The sequence below is a fragment of the Sphingobium sp. SA2 genome (assembly GCF_032227065.1).
Classification (GTDB): Bacteria; Pseudomonadota; Alphaproteobacteria; order Sphingomonadales; family Sphingomonadaceae; genus Sphingobium.
This window is the reverse complement of sequence record NZ_JAPMXX010000001.1, coordinates 50663-66206: the sequence shown is the minus strand read 5'-3', so window position 1 is coordinate 66206 and position 15544 is coordinate 50663. Positions and strand designations below refer to the sequence as shown.

Annotated in this window: 11 protein-coding genes, 5 pseudogenes and 1 other annotated feature; of the genes and pseudogenes, 3 read left to right on the top strand and 13 right to left on the bottom strand. The window is 60.0% G+C overall.

Translation table 11 applies throughout. The features are described from left to right. Positions 1-258 precede the first annotated feature (258 nt). The 3 genes and pseudogenes from OVY48_RS00300 (at position 259) to OVY48_RS00290 (ending at position 3293) form a co-directional block, all read left to right on the top strand. Positions 259-2352 carry a recombinase family protein gene (locus OVY48_RS00300; protein WP_037473055.1) on the top strand — a complete coding sequence of 698 codons (2094 nt, stop codon included), beginning with the start codon at positions 259-261 and terminating at the stop codon, positions 2350-2352. A gap of 4 nt (positions 2353-2356) precedes the next feature. Further along, a pseudogene (locus OVY48_RS00295) lies at positions 2357-2518 on the top strand (ATP-binding protein); the annotation flags it as partial. Positions 2519-2567: 49 nt separating this feature from the next. Then, positions 2568-3293: a recombinase family protein gene (locus OVY48_RS00290; protein ID WP_313921606.1), complete on the top strand. Its 726-nt coding sequence runs from the start codon at positions 2568-2570 to the stop codon at positions 3291-3293. Between the two features lie 162 nt (positions 3294-3455). Here the strand turns inward: OVY48_RS00290 and OVY48_RS00285 are convergent, their stop codons facing one another. From OVY48_RS00285 to OVY48_RS00230, 13 genes and pseudogenes are all read right to left on the bottom strand, one after another. After that, positions 3456-3845, bottom strand: coding sequence for a hypothetical protein (locus tag OVY48_RS00285; protein ID WP_288287737.1), 390 nt, complete (start codon positions 3843-3845; stop codon positions 3456-3458). 80 nt (positions 3846-3925) lie between these two features. After that, a protein-coding gene (locus OVY48_RS00280; RefSeq protein ID WP_409592734.1) for an IS3 family transposase occupies positions 3926-5289 on the bottom strand; the annotation gives its coding sequence in 2 pieces (ribosomal slippage) (positions 3926-4939 and positions 4942-5289; 1362 coding nt in all). A 72-nt stretch (positions 5290-5361) separates the two neighbouring features. Then, positions 5362-5943, bottom strand: a pseudogene (locus OVY48_RS00275) (IS5 family transposase); the annotation flags it as partial. Positions 5944-5959: 16 nt separating this feature from the next. Beyond that, positions 5960-6256, bottom strand: coding sequence for a hypothetical protein (locus OVY48_RS00270; RefSeq protein ID WP_313921605.1), 297 nt, complete (start codon positions 6254-6256; stop codon positions 5960-5962). Then, positions 6256-7050: an IS66 family transposase gene (gene tnpC, locus OVY48_RS00265; RefSeq protein ID WP_313922035.1), complete on the bottom strand. Its 795-nt coding sequence runs from the start codon at positions 7048-7050 to the stop codon at positions 6256-6258. Before tnpC (OVY48_RS00265) ends, OVY48_RS00270 begins: the two co-directional genes overlap by 1 nt. A gap of 11 nt (positions 7051-7061) precedes the next feature. After that, a protein-coding gene (locus OVY48_RS00260) for an IS3 family transposase (RefSeq protein ID WP_096064161.1) occupies positions 7062-8290 on the bottom strand; the annotation gives its coding sequence in 2 pieces (ribosomal slippage) (positions 7062-8002 and positions 8002-8290; 1230 coding nt in all). After that, positions 7895-8009: a sequence feature (AL1L pseudoknot), on the bottom strand. It overlaps the preceding gene by 115 nt. 48 nt (positions 8291-8338) lie before the next feature. After that, positions 8339-8887, bottom strand: a pseudogene (gene tnpC / locus OVY48_RS23800) (IS66 family transposase); the annotation flags it as partial. 12 nt (positions 8888-8899) lie between these two features. Beyond that, a pseudogene (locus OVY48_RS23795) lies at positions 8900-9208 on the bottom strand (transposase domain-containing protein); the annotation flags it as partial. 63 nt (positions 9209-9271) lie between these two features. Then, positions 9272-9619: an IS66 family insertion sequence element accessory protein TnpB gene (tnpB, locus tag OVY48_RS00250; protein ID WP_096064158.1), complete on the bottom strand. Its 348-nt coding sequence runs from the start codon at positions 9617-9619 to the stop codon at positions 9272-9274. Beyond that, positions 9616-9990 carry an IS66-like element accessory protein TnpA gene (tnpA, locus tag OVY48_RS00245; RefSeq protein WP_313921603.1) on the bottom strand — a complete coding sequence of 125 codons (375 nt, stop codon included), beginning with the start codon at positions 9988-9990 and terminating at the stop codon, positions 9616-9618. Before tnpA ends, tnpB begins: the two co-directional genes overlap by 4 nt. Before the next feature lie 105 nt (positions 9991-10095). Then, positions 10096-10341, bottom strand: a pseudogene (locus OVY48_RS00240) (transposase); the annotation flags it as partial. Between the two features lie 240 nt (positions 10342-10581). Then, the gene (locus OVY48_RS00235) at positions 10582-12102 is read right to left on the bottom strand and encodes a DUF1593 domain-containing protein (protein WP_037473576.1); all 1521 of its coding nucleotides are present in this window, start codon (positions 12100-12102) and stop codon (positions 10582-10584) included. A 356-nt stretch (positions 12103-12458) separates the two neighbouring features. Beyond that, positions 12459-15536: a family 78 glycoside hydrolase catalytic domain gene (locus tag OVY48_RS00230; RefSeq protein ID WP_313921602.1), complete on the bottom strand. Its 3078-nt coding sequence runs from the start codon at positions 15534-15536 to the stop codon at positions 12459-12461. Positions 15537-15544 lie beyond the last annotated feature (8 nt).

Here is a 15544-nt window from a genome sequence, read left to right as displayed (position 1 = left end):
TCTGGCTACCGCTCCGCCTGACTCGAAATCCGCGCCGTTGGTCTCAGGCTCCATCCTAATGCGAGTCGTTGCGCTGGCAGAGGCGTTGCGCCGTTCATCACAGGACGAGGAATGCCAGAGTGAACATCAGCTCTCCCCGGAGACGGCCAAAGATCCAGATATGGTCGAGCCTGCCGCCAGCAATCCAGCGTCAGCTGGCGGCGACGATAGCGCAGGCTTTGTGCTCGCGCCCAACTGCCCGCTACGCCGGTGACACCGATGTTGAGAGATTATGCCGTAGATGAACGGATAAGCACCACGCAGCAGGCCAAGCTGGCCTATGTCTATGTCCGTCAGTCGAGCGTCGGCCAGATCCGCCATCACCAGGAAAGCACGGCGCTTCAGTATCGGCTTGTCGACCGCGCGCTTGGCCTTGGCTGGCCGCGCGAACGGGTCGAGATCATCGACGACGATCTGGGGAAATCCGGCGCGGAGGCTCAGCACCGATACGGCTTCCAACGCCTAATCGCTGAAGTTGGCTTGGGTCACGCCGGTCTCGTTCTGAGCTACGACGCGTCGCGCCTCGCACGCAACAACAGTGACTGGCATCAACTGCTTCAGCTCTGCTCGATGTTCAGCGTTCTCATCGCCGACAGCGAACGAATATATGATCCTGGACTTTACCATGATCGGCTTTTGTTGGGTCTCTCGGGGATCATGAGCGAGGCTGAGCTGCATCAGATCCGCATGCGCCTGCACACGGGGGAACGGCAGAAGGCGGCGCGCGGCGAACTGCGTATCCCGCTTCCGGCAGGGCTGATCTACGCGCCCGCCGGAGGGATCATGCTCAATCCCGACGCCCAGGTTCAGGAGCGCATCAGACTTGTGTTCGACAGCTTCATGCGCCTGGGAAGCGCAAAGGCAGCAGTGCGCTATCTGCGCCAGGCCGATCTTGCCCTGCCGGTCAGGCCGTTGAAGGGACCGGCGCCACACGAAATAGCCTGGCGCGATGCAACCGATGCGCGTGTGCGCAATATCCTGAAAAACCCTGTCTATGCGGGAGCCTATGTCTACGGACGCCGGTGTGCTGCGCCCGAAAAGCGAAGCGAGGGGGCCAATAACCCGACGCGCGCTGTTCCGCGCGAACAGTGGGAAGTCTGCATCCAGAATGCTCATCCAGCGTATATCAGTTGGGAGACGCATATGGCGATCAGCGACAAGCTCACGGACAATGTCGGCAACTTCAAAGCCGGGCATCGTGGCATGCCTCGGAAGGGAAAGGCGCTGCTGCAGGGTATAGCGATGTGTGGCAGTTGCGGACGGCGCATGGCACTCAACTACTCTGGCCCTGACAGCAACCATCCGGTATATCGGTGCCGTTCCGAACGAGCGACCTGCGTCGGTCAATATTGCCAAGAGGTGCGTGCGCCGCGGGTTGAGGCTGAGGTCGAACGGCAGTTCCTTGCAGCGCTCACCCCTGACCAACTCGCCATCGCGTTGGCCGCGCTCGACGCCATCGACGCGGACGTCCATGGACTCGAACGGCAATGGACACTCAAGCGCGAACGCGCCGAATATGAATGCGAGCGTGCCCGGCGCCAATATGACGCGGTCGAGCCGGAAAACCGCCTCGTTGCCCGTTCGCTCGAAAGCATCTGGGAAAGCAAGCTGCGTGAGGTCGAAAAGGTCGAGCAGGACTATCGGCGGTGGAAGACGGAGCAAACCGTTGCGTTGAATGCCGACGATCGCGCCCGTATCGCAGCGTTCGGCATCGACCTGCCTGATCTTTGGGAAAGAATCGAGAACAGCGAACGCAAGGCGATGCTCCGCCTCGTGATCGACAAGGTCATTCTAGATCAGCGGCGGGCGAAAGGCATGGTGTGGATCCGCATCATCTGGCAGACGGGCGCAGCGACCGAACACTGGGTCATGCGGCGCACTCAATCCTATGCTGAAGCTGCTCATGCCGACGTGCTAGAACAGCGGATCCGAGAGCTCAACGCCGCTGGCATGATGGACGCCGAGGTCGCTACCGCGCTCAACACAGAGGGTCTGCGGAACAGCCTGGACGGGCTGTTCGACCACAACACGGTGCACCTGTTGCGCCAGCGCTGGAATATCCCCACCGTAAAGATCAACGGCGTCGAGCATAATCCGCCCCGTTGGCCGGATGGCAGCTACTCGATCCAAGGTGCCGCGACCGCGCTCGGCGTCACTGAGCAGACGGTGTTCAAATGGCTGAAACGCGGTAAGCTTCAGGGCCGGCAACTAAAGAAGGGACAGCCGTGGCAGGTGGAACTGACCCTCCAGCAAATAAAGGCGCTCACAGCGCCAAATTACAGTATGACCCCTTCCAGGAAAGCAGCATCATGAAACGTTCGGCGATCCCGCCATGACTGTCGCCGCGATCGACCGCCTCGTGCACCACTCGACCATCATCGAGATGAACGGCGAAAGCTACCGCAAGCGTTCCGCCGTCGCCCGCATCAACGCCGGCGATTACGACCCGCCCAATGGCGCCCCGGACCGGCCATCATAATTGTCGCTGGCTTCGCGCTCGGGAGCACCCTTGCTGAGGCAACGGGTAATTGTCGCCAGCGGCAATTACATGCCAACCATCCCATGCGCTTCAAACCCTCGCTTCCGGCCAGCGCCAGCGACAATTACCCAGCGTCGTAATTGTCGCTCGACGGTTGCTCCTCGCAACAGCAAATGGTAGCCAGAATTCACCAACCGGCGCGGCCACCTATCGGCCATCAAAATTGACGCCGACCGGACTCCGTAATCGTCGCGCTACAGCATCGCGCCTTTCCCGTAATGGCCGGGACTGGCACCACCTTTTGGAGCTGTGTGGCCTGGTTGAAGCGCGCGTGATCGATCTCGACGGGGTATACGATCCCTGTCGACCAAACGATCGATTGTTGTTGGGCATGAAGGGCAGCATCAGCGAGTTTGAGCTTGGCATTTTGCGAACACGCATGCTTGACGCGGCGCGCGCCAAGGCAAGGCGGGGAGAACTGCGCCTCAGTGTTCCGATCGGCTATATCTGGCACCGCGAATACGGCCTGGGGCTGGATCCCGATATCCGGGTACAGGAGGCGATCCGCCTCATCTTTTCGCGTTTCCGCGAGCTTGGCAGCGCCCGCCAGGTGCTGATTTCGCTGACAGCTGACAATTTCCATTTTCCCCGCCCTTCTGACGGGCGCAAAACGGTGTGCTTCGATTGGGTGCCGCTTCGCAGAAATAGCTCGTCATCGCGAGTTTCTTCTGAAGTGTCGCAAAGGCAGAAAATTCCGTTCCCCGGTCAAAGGTGATGCTCTGACGCAGGGAAAGGGGCAGCATGTGCAAGTGGTGCTGGATTCCCGACATGACGCCGGCAGAAAGCCGCCTGGGATTGCGGGCGACGACAGTAAACCGGCTGCGGCGCTCGACCAGCGAGGTGAGGTTGGCTTTGCCATATTCCAACCTGAAGGTCATCAGGCGCCTTCCCAATGACCAAAGCTCCTGCGATTACCGATTTCGGAAGGGCGTTTGCCAATGGTGTTGGCCAAGGGGATATGCAGACCGCGCGGCTTGCGCGCATAGCGTCGCCATCGGGATCGGCGGGCAACAGGCGGAAGGCGCCACAGGCCCTGGCGTCGTCCGTCCGGCCCATAGACGAACAGGTAGATGGTCTCATGACAGACGGCTTCACGAATACCGCGATGGCGTCGAAGATATCCCGCAATCTGCTCGGGCGAAGAAGCTGCTGACAAGCGGTCGGCGATATAGGCGGCAAGCTCGGGCTTTCGGGCAATCTTGCCACCACGCACCCGGCGCCTGTCGGCCATTGTTTGTGCGGCGGTCGGAAAATAGCCACGAAACATTGGCTCTGTCCGTCGTCAGAACATTCGGCACAACTCGCGGCGTAGATTAGCGGAGTGCGGACCTCGTCAGGGGGTTGATGTTAGGCGGCGAACTTGCGGTGCTGCAAGCGCCGATGTTCGATGGTCTGTCGCTTGATCCTTTCGCGCAGTTTGATGATTGCCGGAGCCCTGCCGAAGTAGGCGTCGGCAGGCGTCACATTGGCCAGGCTCTCGTGGTATCGCTGGTGATTGTAGTGCTCGACGAAGGCCTCGATGTGAGCTTCGAGGTCGCCGGGCAGGAAGTAGTTTTCCAGCAAGATGCGGTTTTTCAGGGTCTGGTGCCAGCGCTCGATCTTGCCCTGGGTTTGGGGATGACACGGGGCGCCGCGGACATGGCTCATCTTCCGGGCCTCGATGTATTCCGCCAGCTCACCCGCGATGTAGCTGGGGCCATTATCGCTGAGTAGCCGGGGTTTGTGCAGCACCGTGGCGCTGTCGCAACCAGAAGCCGCCAGGGCGAGGTCCAGCGTGTCGGTGACGTCCTCGGCTCGCATGTTGGTGCACAGCTTCCAGGCGATGATGTAGCGCGAGAAGTCGTCGAGCACGGTCGACAGATACATCCAGCCCCACCCGATGATCTTGAAGTAGGTGAAGTCGGTCTGCCACATCTCGTTCGGCCGCGTGGTTTTCGTGTGGAACTGATCGGCAGCCTTGATCACGACATAGGCCGGGCTGGTGATCAGGTCGCGGGCCTTCAACAGGCGGTAAACCGTGGATTCCGACACGAAGTAGCGCTGCCCATCGGTGAAGCGCACGGCCAGTTCCCGGGGGCTCAGCTCAGACTGTTCCAGCGCCAGCTCGATGATCTGGTCGTGGATGCCCGCCGGGATGCGGTTCCACACCCGGCTCGGCGCCGATGGCCGATCTTCCAACGCCTCCGGCCCGCCTTCGAGGTAGCGATCATACCAGCGGTAGAATGTCCGACGAGGGATGCCGAGTTGGTCCAGCGTGCGCTTGGCCGACAGGTGCGACTGCTCGACGGTTCTGATGATCTCGAGCTTCTCGGATGCGGGATACCTCATTCGTCGTTGCCCCCATCCGCGATCATGCTTTTTTTGAGCAGACGGTTTTCCAGTGTCAGATCGGCCACGCATTCCTTCAGGGCCCGGGTTTCGCGGCGCAGGTCCTGGACCTCTCCGGTGGTCGCGGCACGGGCGGTGTCGCCGGCCAGGCGGCGCTTGCCAGCTTCCATGAACTCCTTCGACCAGGTGTAATACAGGCTCTGGGCAATGCCTTCCTTGCGGCATAGCTCGGCGATGCTGTCTTCCCCGCGCAGGCCATCCAGCACGATGCGGATCTTGTCCTCGGCCGAAAAGTGGCGCCGGGTCTGTCGGCGGATGTCCTTCACTACCCGCTCTGCTGGGGCCTTGGCGGGCGATTTTACATTGGAGGATCTGGGCTTCATCTTCGTTCCTTCGTCACTACGACGAAGCCCAGATCCTCCTTAGAGCCTGATTCATAATTATCCGATGAAATTTCATAGCCTTGCGATGCGGCGCGCGAATAGCTGTATGGAGGCTATGAACAGCCACGCATTTGCCGATGCGATGGTCCGTTCAAAGTCCTTTGCGAGCCGACGGTTGCGGTTCAGCCAAGCCAGTGTTCGCTCGACGACCCAGCGGCGCGGAAGAACCACAAAGCCTTTTGCACCATCGGATCGCTTGACGATCTCGACAGTCCATTTGCCGATACGCCGGAGCGCTTGCCTGAGCTTGTCGCCAGCGTAGCCGCCATCGGCAAAGACATGGCGCAGCCATGGAAAGCGGTGGATGATTTCACGCAGGACCAGCGGCGCGCCGTCGCGGTCCTGAATGTCGGCGGTATGGATCACCGCATGAACCAAATGACCCTCGGTGTCGGTGAGGATGTGGCGCTTGCGCCCCTTGATTTTCTTGCCTGCGTCAAAGCCGCGCGGGCCGCCACTTTCCGTTGTTTTCACGCTCTGACTATCGATCACGCCAGCACTGGGCGAAGCCTCTCGGCCCGTCGCTTCACGCGCCATCAATAGCAGGGTATGATTGAGCGAGAGCCACAGTTTGTTATCGCGCCACAGGTAAAACGTAACCGTCCGATTGTTACCGCGGCTTATGGGCCTTGAAGCGCGCGGCGAGCTCGGGATCGTCGATAAAGTCATCGAGGAATTGGTGCCAGGCCTTGGTCGTGAGACGTGCTTGGCTAAGCATGTCCGTCAGTTCTTCCACGCCGTGATCCGTCAGCGCGGTGATGGACTCGTCCAGACCGGTGTGGACGCTGACGATGGCGCCGTAGGTGAGGTTGTCGTCGTTTGAAACGATGGCTTCCAGCAACTCCACGTTCTCGTCGAGTATCTTGGCGACATAGTCGAGGGTGAGCAAGGAAGTGACGGCGGCCATCAGGCGGCCAGTGCTAGCGGGATGGTGAGCGGCACCCAGTTCCAGGGTAACAGCTCGTCGATCCTGTTGATCTTGTGATCGTGGATGCGATTGAGCAAGTCGGTGATGTATGCTTGTGGATCGAGACCGTTCATTTTGGCGCTTTCGATCAGCGTCATGGCGCGGGCGAGGGTTTCGGCGCCTGTTTCGGAGCCGGCGAATAACCAGTTCTTCTTGCCCAGGCATATGGGCCGGACAGCCCGCTCGGCAGCGTTGTTGTCGATGGCGACGCGTCCATCGTCGATAAAGAGGCTGAAGGCGTGCCAGCGCCCCAGGGCGTAGCGAAAGGCCTTCGCCAGGTCTCCCTTGGTCGAGATACGGGTGAGTTGCTTCTCGGCCCAGCTATGCAGAGCCTCAAGCTTGGGTCGGCTCAACTCCTGGCGTATTGCCTGGCGGATATCGGCAGGCTTGCCCGCGATCTTGCGCTCAATGTCGTAGAGTTGCCCGATACGCTCGAGCGCCTCGTGTGCGATCTCGGATTTTTGCGACGTCCAGATGTCATGAAAATCGCGTCGCCAATGCGCAAAGCAGGCCGCTTCCCGGAAGCGAGGCTCACCATCCGCGACGGGTTCGTAGAGCTTAGCATAGCCTTTGTAGGCGTCGGCTTGAAGAATACCGCTTGCGCTGCCCAAGTGCGCCAGCACGTGCTCGGCTTTCCAGTTGGGCGCATAGCGGTAGAGGACGCCAGGCGGCGCGGTGCCGGCCCAAGGCCGCTGATCACAGACATTGAAGCGCCCCGGGTTTTCAGGAGGCAGTTTTCATTTGGCTATGCAGCCATATCGAGGTTCTCGAGGGCTGCATAGTAATTGTCTTCGGCCTCAGCGGGCGGGATGTGCCCGATAGGGCCGAAGAGCCGGTGATTATTGTACCAATCGACCCAGCGCAGCGTTGCCATTTCCACGGCCGAAACGCTTGGCCATGATCGCTGCCGCCAGATGACCTCGGCCTTGTAAAGGCCGTTGATCGTCTCGGCTAAGGCGTTGTCGTAGGAATCACCTACGCTACCGACCGAGGGGACGAGTTTGGCCTCGGCCAAGCGCTGGGTATAGTTCATCGCAAGATATTGAACTCCCCTATCGCTATGGTGGATCAGTCCATCATCGGGATCTGGCCTGCGGGCATGAATCGCCTGCTCCAGGGCATCCAGAACGAAGCTGGCAGTGGCTGACGTGCTGACCTTCCATCCGACAATCCGCCGGGCAAAAGCATCAATCACGAAGGCGACATAGACGAAGCCTGCCCAAGTATGCACGTAGGTGAAATCGACGACCCACAGGGCGTTTGGCCGGCTGACGCGAAATGCCCGATTGACCTTGTCCAGCGGACACGGCGCCTTCGGGTTGCTGATGGTGGTGATCGTCTTCTTCCCACGACGGACGCCTGCCAGCCCCATGGCGCGCATTAATCGTTCCACCGTGCATTTCGCCACCATGATGCCTTCACGCCGCATCTGGTGCCAGACCTTGCGTGCGCCATAGAGACCGAAGCTGGCCTCATGGACCCGCTTGATCTGCTCCCTGATCTCGTCATCACGCTGCGCACGTGCTGGACGCCTGCCGGGATCGGCACTACGCGCGGCGTGTTCATGGTAGGAGGATGGGGCGATTGCCAGTTCCCGGCAGATCGGCTCGATACCCAAATCCTCGCGATGGACGTCGATGAACGCCATCATCATCTCCCGGGGCGGTCGAGCTCCGCCATCGCAAAATACGCAGATGCCTTGCGCAAAATCTCGTTGGCCCGGCGTAGTTCCTTCACTTCGCGCTCCAGCAATCTCAGGCGTTCCCGGTCATCCGCCGCCAGCGCCGCTGGCCCCGCTCGTCGGCTCGCCTCCTCGCGGCACCACCGGCGCAGCGTCTCCAGCGAGCAGCCGATCTTCGCCGCGATCGACTTCATCACTTCCCATTCCGAGCCGTACTCGGCCCGCTGCTCCACCACCATACGAACCGCCCGCTCGCGGACTTCAGGTGAAAATTTGTTGGTTGTCTTGCTCATAACGGATGCTCCTTCTCACAAGTTGGAGCCTCCTGGAAACCCGGGGCGCTTCACATAGCCCCAGATCCGGCCTTGCATCACACCCTTGCCGATACCCTTGGCGCGTCGTTCCGGAGCCAGCACGCGGATCGGTGTATCGTCGGCGTGCAGGATGTCGCTGCCCAGGACCGAGGCCTCGATCCGGTCGATCACCGGCTGCAGGATCCGCATCGAGCGACCACACCAATCGGCCAGCGTGCTGCGTGGGATGTCGGCACCCATGCGCGCGATGATCTCGTTCTGCCGGTACAGCGGCAAATGGTCGTCAAACTTCGAGATCAGCACGTAAGCCAGGAGACTTCCTCCGGCCATGCTACCGGGGATCGGTCGGCTCGGGGCTGGCACCTGGACCATCTTCTCGCAGCAACGGCAGGACTTCTTCGGGCGGACGACTTCGATGACCTGGAGCTTTGCCGTGATCATCTCGAGGATCTCGCTCACGTCTTCGCCGACGAGACGCAGCTCGCCGCCGCACTCCGGACAGGTGCTGCCGGGGTCAAGTTCGTGGCGTTGGCGCGGCGTATCCGCCGAGACGCGTGGGCGCCGAGATGGACGCGGCCCAGGGGTGGTCTCGGCAGACGCGACCGCCGCTTGCGCCTCGGAATCGTCCAGGCCACTTGTCACGAGGCCCTGTTGCGCGACCGAAACAAGCACGTCTTCGAGAGCGAACTCGAGTTGCTCGATCTCGCGTTCGATCTTCTCGGAGGATTTGCCGAAAGCCTGCTTCCTGAGCCTGGCGATCTGCAAACGCAGTGCCTGGACGACCAGGTCATGGGCGCGCAGCGTCGTCGTCAGCTTCTTGTTCTGGGCCTGCAACTGGGCGATCAGCGCCTTGAGAAGGGCCGGGTCTTCGGGAAGATCGGATGCCGCGTTGAGCATGGCTTTTTATACAGGAAATCGGCCGCAAAGCCTAGCAGAACAGCCGCTTTTGCAGAAGAAAAGTTACCCCGCGCGTGTAGGCGGCGCACCCCAGTTCGGACGCCTCCAGTCGATCCCTTCCCACAGCATCGCGAGTTGGGCCGATGTCAGTCGCGCCGCCCCGTCAGCCGCAGAGGGCCAGGGAAAACGGCCGCGCTCCAGGATCTTGTAATAGAGGCAAAATCCCTGACCATCCCAGTAAAGCAGCTTCAGCCTGTCGCCGCGCCGTCCCCGAAAGGCGAATACGGCACCACTGGCCGGCTTCTGTCGCAGCACGGTCTGGGCCAGCATTGCAAGACCCGAAATCCCTTTGCGCATGTCAGTGACGCCGCAGGCGAGATAGACCCTTACGCCGGTGCCCGGTCCGATCATGCAGCTTCCACCGACCGGATAAGCTGGGTCAAGGCAGTAGCCTCGATGCCGGCATCGAAGCGCAGCCGCCGTCCTTGCGCCAGACACAGCTCGACGATCAAGGGCGAGACCACCACCCGGTCATCGAGCACGGGCTCCGCGCTCAGCATGGGCGCCCCGATATCAACCGGCAAAAAGGTCGGCCCGTCCGCCGCAGGCAGCAACCCTCGCTTCCTGAACAGATGGCGCCATTGATAGATCTGGCTTCGCGACACATCGTAGCGCCGCGCGACGCGCGCCAACGTCTCTCCGTTCATTCCCACAGCGGCGACGATCTCGAGCTTCTCCGCGTTGCTCCACCGACGACGCCGTTCCCGGCCCAATATCTCCACCGCCGTCCCTCGCTTTGGCTCAGGACGTCCATAACGACGTCCTTATGGACGTCTCTTACGCGCTCACATCACAGCAAGGCAGGCGGCCTCAACCGGTCGGTTACGGTAAAACCAGCGCCGAACCGTCGAGACCGGCGGAAAGCAGGGTGGCAGCATTCGCCACGGCAGCCCCCCACGCAGCAGATATAGGATCGCCTCAACGATCCGTCGCAGCGGCCATTTGCGCGGACGGCCTACGTGGGAGGGTGGCGGCAAGAAAGGTTCGAGCACCGACCATTCGGCATCGGTCAAATCGCTTGGCAAAGTCAGTCCCGCGCGGGCATATTGCGCCCGAGTGGTATCGGTCCACATCGTTGATCTCCGGAAGTTTGTTGCAAAACCCCTGAATCAACGACTGCCGCAAGCGTCAAGCTAACCCGCTGATACCACTCAACTTAGTTTCGGATCGGGCTCTTAGATCACAACCTCAAATCTGTGCCATTGGTGCTGACGGCGGACAGGCCGTTCTTTATCTAAAACCGCAACGCAGTGAGGTCTATTCTCCTAATATTCTCCTGTCCCTGAAGCTATACATCAGGCTGTGCGCACTCATCAATGTACAGTTACAATGATCTTTTCATAGCGAGTCAGTGCCGGCTTGCCGGCATCCGTCGCTTCTGCGACGATCTGAATCCTGTCTCCTGCTTTAGCAGTGTTTGCCACCACAAAGACAGCCTGACCATTCACTCTCTGGTTAAGTACCTGTTTGTGGAACGTCCCGCCCTTCTCCTCGAGCAACCACCAGGTCAGCGACACTTTGTCGCCATCGGGGTCCCTTGTCCTTCCTTTGAGTGACAAAGTTGTTCCAGGTTTAGCTGATAAGGTAGTGGGCATTCCAAGAATGATGATCGGATGATGATTTGCGGCCCCATAGCTTGTCGCTTGGCTCCAGGCCAATCGTCCCGCAAAGTCCCGCTGAGCAGCCGCTAGGAAAGGATGCGTCGGCGCACGGACAGGCGTAGAGAAAGGTCCATTGAATTCTCGCATGCTGACCAGGCGCGGTGCCGGATCGAGATATCCACCCCAGCCGCCAAAACTGTCATCGAGATACCCCTTTAAGCCATTGTCTATCAAATTTAGGAAGGTGGGGGTGTCGCCTTCACCAATGAAGCTCCCCTTCGGCCTGATAGGCGTCCAGATGTTATACCCCTCCCGTTGCAGTTCGTCCGCACTTTTTCCAGCAAAACCGAAATAATCGAATTTATCGCCCGCGACCATTTGCCGTCCATCACCCCATACGTAGTAAAAAGATCCAGCACGCCCGCGCGCTGAGATATTTTTCTGGGTCCAAGGGGCGGAAAAATACAAGGCATCATCTGCGCTTACCGCATCGTGCGCGAAGTAACTGAGATTGACCGCGTCGAGTGTTAATTGATATCGAATCTCTGGCCAATGAGGCTTAATATATTTCGCATATGTGTCATCCTGGTCCCCTGATGGATGAATTACAGCTTTGCGGATGATTTTCTCACGAATCGCATTCCATCGGATCGTACCCTTATAGGTGTCTTCGATGGACTTCAGTGCGCGTGCGATTGTGCTTTGACCACCCCAAGCATGAAGATAAACCGGCGCATCGTCATCGTCGAGTAGCACTGTCTTGATGAGATCGGATCCTGGCGTATCTTCAGACATCTCTCCATCAAACGCAACATTACCCCAACGGATTCGGTCTTTTAGGGACGCAGGCGTGGGATAGCCTCGCTTGTGCCGACGTAAATTCGGATAAACTTTGGAATAGAGGGCTACTGCATCGTCAATAAACCGCTCGTCTGGGTTCCATCTCCACGACGTACAAGGACAAGGCTTCACCTTTAATCGACGATAATCCATCCCATCTGGTACAGCCAGTGTGCCTTTACCGTCACCCTTCCAGTGAAACTGACTGCTAGCGTAGATGAGGCCTTCCGTTCGAAAATCCGAGCTGTAAAGCAGGTACCGCAGAAGGGAGTTCGAGTCGTCCAACTCTGGGTCTGCTGTAATGATTACTCGTGGCTTAACATCAGCCGACCGAGACCGAGGAGTGGATGCATTAAGAGTTTCGGCAAATGTGCATAGAGACACGCTCAGCATGAGTAGTGCTGTGCGTAATATTTTCCAATAACTTTTCATTTGCTATGTAACTCCGTCTGAAAATTTCTTTTTCGCCTACTAATTAGATGCTCTATAGGCACAAAAAATCGGAGATTTAACCAATCAAAAAAATGTATATATTCAATCGTATTCCACTGATAATGCTGTTTTTTAAAGGTTTGCGATGCCATACCGAAAGCAGGTGGTGAAAGTACCTAAATTTCCGTGTCAATCGTCATTACGTAAAGTCGATAGCGGGCTATTTTAGGATGCCGGTGATCCAATGATCTAGAAGAAACGGGCTGGATCAGTCGATCTGTAATTGCGTACACAGGTAATGGCTAAAACAACCACGGCTAAAATGTGAATTGGTGATGGCCTGCGCCTACGTCGCGCCGCGTACCCTGAACAATAATCTCGGCGGTCGTATTGGATGGAACGACAAGGTCCAGCGCCGCATGACCATCCCGGAAGTTCCATCGCGTCTCGATCGGCCCTCTGATACTATCGACCTTGCCGCCGAATTGCGGAATGCGCGGGTCGAAAACCGGCGCCACGCGAAATTTGGCGAAGCCGGGCTCGATCGGATCGATGCCTGCGATCCTGCGATATAGGAAGCCGCAGACCGCGCCGAGCGCATAATGATTGAACGAGTTCATCGCGACATCGCCTGTGTCACCATTCCACCGCTCCCAGATCGTGGTCGCGCCCTTACGCACCATATAGCCCCAAGAGGGAAAATCGGAGCGCAGCAATAAATCCCAGGCAAGTGTGCCTTCCCCGACATCGGCAAGCGCGTCGAGAGCTAGCGGCGTGCCAAGGAAACCGGTGGAGAGCAGGGTTCCACGGCTGCGGATATCGGCAGCCAATAATGCGCCTGCCTTGGCGCGCAGCGCGGGCGGCACAAGATCAAGGCGCAGGGCCAGGATATAGCTGCACTGGCTGCCGTTGCCGACCAGGCCATCGGACGTCACGAAGGCCGCGGCGAACGCATCGCGGATCCGACTATGTTGCGCGCGCCATCGATCGGCTTCGGACGCGCGCCCTGTCCATGCCGCCATCTGCGCCAGTTGATCGACCGACCGGGCAAGCATGGCGGTTCCGATCAGCGCTTTGGGCGTGGTTTCGTCCATCGGGAATTTGGCGTCCAGGGCCAGCCAATCGCCAAGGTCAGCACCCCTGTCCTTGCTCCATAGCCCGTCAGGGTTGGTTGCAAGGATACCGCCGACATAGGCGGTCATCGCGGCCCAGTTTTCATCGACGACGGTGCGATCGCCGCTATGGAGATAGGCGGTGTAGGGCAGCATTACCCCGGCATCGGCCCATCCAGGCGTTGCGCTGTTCGTGCCCCATCCCAGACCTTCGGGCGAAGGTGCCCAAAGCGGATAGGCGCCGTTCGGGGCTTGGGTGTCGCGCAGGATGCGGCTGTAGGAGCGGGTAAAAGCACCGACGTCCATATTGAAGCTGGCGGCGTCCCAGAAAATCTGGGCGTCGCCGGTCCATCCCAGCCGTTCGTCCCGCTGGGGGCAGTCGGTGGGCACGCCCATGAAGTTGGAACGCTGGCTCCAGAGCGTGTTCAACCATAATTTCTGCACATTGGGATCGCTGATTTGGAAGCTGCCTGTCTCCGGGATCGCGCTGGACAACTGGATGCCCGCGATCATGGCCGACGTCAGCGTGGCGACGCCCTCCACTTCGGCATAGCGAAAGCCCTGATAGCTGAAGACGGGCTCCAACGTCTCCGGCTTGCCCGTGCCCTGTAGCCGATAATGATCCTCGGCGCGCGCCGCGCGCAGGTTGCGGCGGTCCAGTTCGCCCGTGTCGGACACTATCTCGGCGTGGCGGACGATGACGTGCTGGCCAGCGGCACCCTTCACCTGCAACCGGACGCGGCCAGCGAAATTCTGGCCAAAATCGATGATATGACGAGTGTTACCCACTCTGCGGATCGTGACAGGGGCCAGGGTTCGAACAGCGCGCACCGGTTCGGCGAGGGCGGCGGCACAGGGGGCGGTCGGCGATGGCGCCCGCCAAGCGCGGTCCCACTGGCCGTCATCGAAGCCCAGCTTGTCCCATCCGCTTTGCGCCAGGCGAAGATCCTGATCCTCACCCGCATAGATTTCCGACATCTGGACCGGTGCTTCGGCGTGCCGCCATGTCGTGTCAGTCGTGACATGGTCGATCCGCCCGTCCTGCCGGGTGATTTCCAGCATCGCCCGAAAACGGCGGGGCGCCGCGCCAAAGGGATAGCGGCCGTTGGGAGCCTGATAGCTAGCGAAGTAGCCGTCACCGACCATCGCGGCGATGACATTCGCACCGTCCCGAACCAACCGGGTGACATCATAGGTGCGGTAGGGAATGCGCGCGGCGTAATTGCCTGGTTCGCATTGGAGTTCGTCGTCGTTGATGCGACCGCCGTTGAGCCACAGGCGATAGCCGCCCAGCGCCGCAACATAGAGCCGCGCGCGCACGACCGCGCCCTGGCTGTCGAAGGCGCGACGCAGCAGGCGGGCGGGCGTCGGTGGCCATGGGAAGATGGGCTGTCGGTCGAGAGCGACGGCGGTCGACCAGGGTTCCCTGTCGCCCAGCCGCGTCTCCCAACCCTGGGTGATCCGATGTGCCGAACCAGTCGAATCGACCAGACGGATCTGTGCAGCCAGCGATACGGATGGTTTGACGAAAAAACCGGGCGTGGGTGCGACATCAACGGTGAGGACATGCTCGCCAGCACCGATCTCCAAGGGCAAACGATAGGCGGGCGCTCCGCCGAACGCATTGGGATCACGTTCCGGCAAGGTGAGCGGCTGCCCGTCCAGCGTCAGCCGCGACATCACTCCGTCGCCGACGATGGTCAACAGCGCGGTCTGCGCCCCGCTTTGAAAGGGGAGACGGAATGACCGTGCTTGTGTAGGGGAAGGCGCGGTACCGCCGACCCATGTGGCACCTGCAAGGCGATCATCCCGCTCGGTTGCGCCCTCCACGGCCAGCCAGTCGCCGTACCAGTCATCCTGGTCAAGCAGCCCCATTTCCCAAAAAGCAGGATGGCTCTGCATTGATTTGCCTGTCTGGTCCCAGATCTGCACCTGCCAATGACAGGTCTGACCCGACCGAAGCGGCTGCCCCGCATAGAGGATTCCGGTGCATGCCGCGCTTTCGATACGCCCGCTGTCCCACAAATCGCCGCGCCCCCGCGTCAACTCCGCCAAGCTGGAGGACACGAGGATGCGATACGCGGCCTGCATCGTGCCGGTTTTGGCCTTGATCCGCCAGGACAAAGCCGGTTGCCGATCATCGATCCCGATCGGCATTTCGCGCATGGCGGTGCGCAGCCCTACCACCATCGGATTCGCGCGCGACGCCGCCGTCGCGCCCTGAGCGCTCAATCCGACGATCGCGCCGGTAGCAAGGAAGGATCGGCGGTCGAGATTGGGCATCGGGCTAT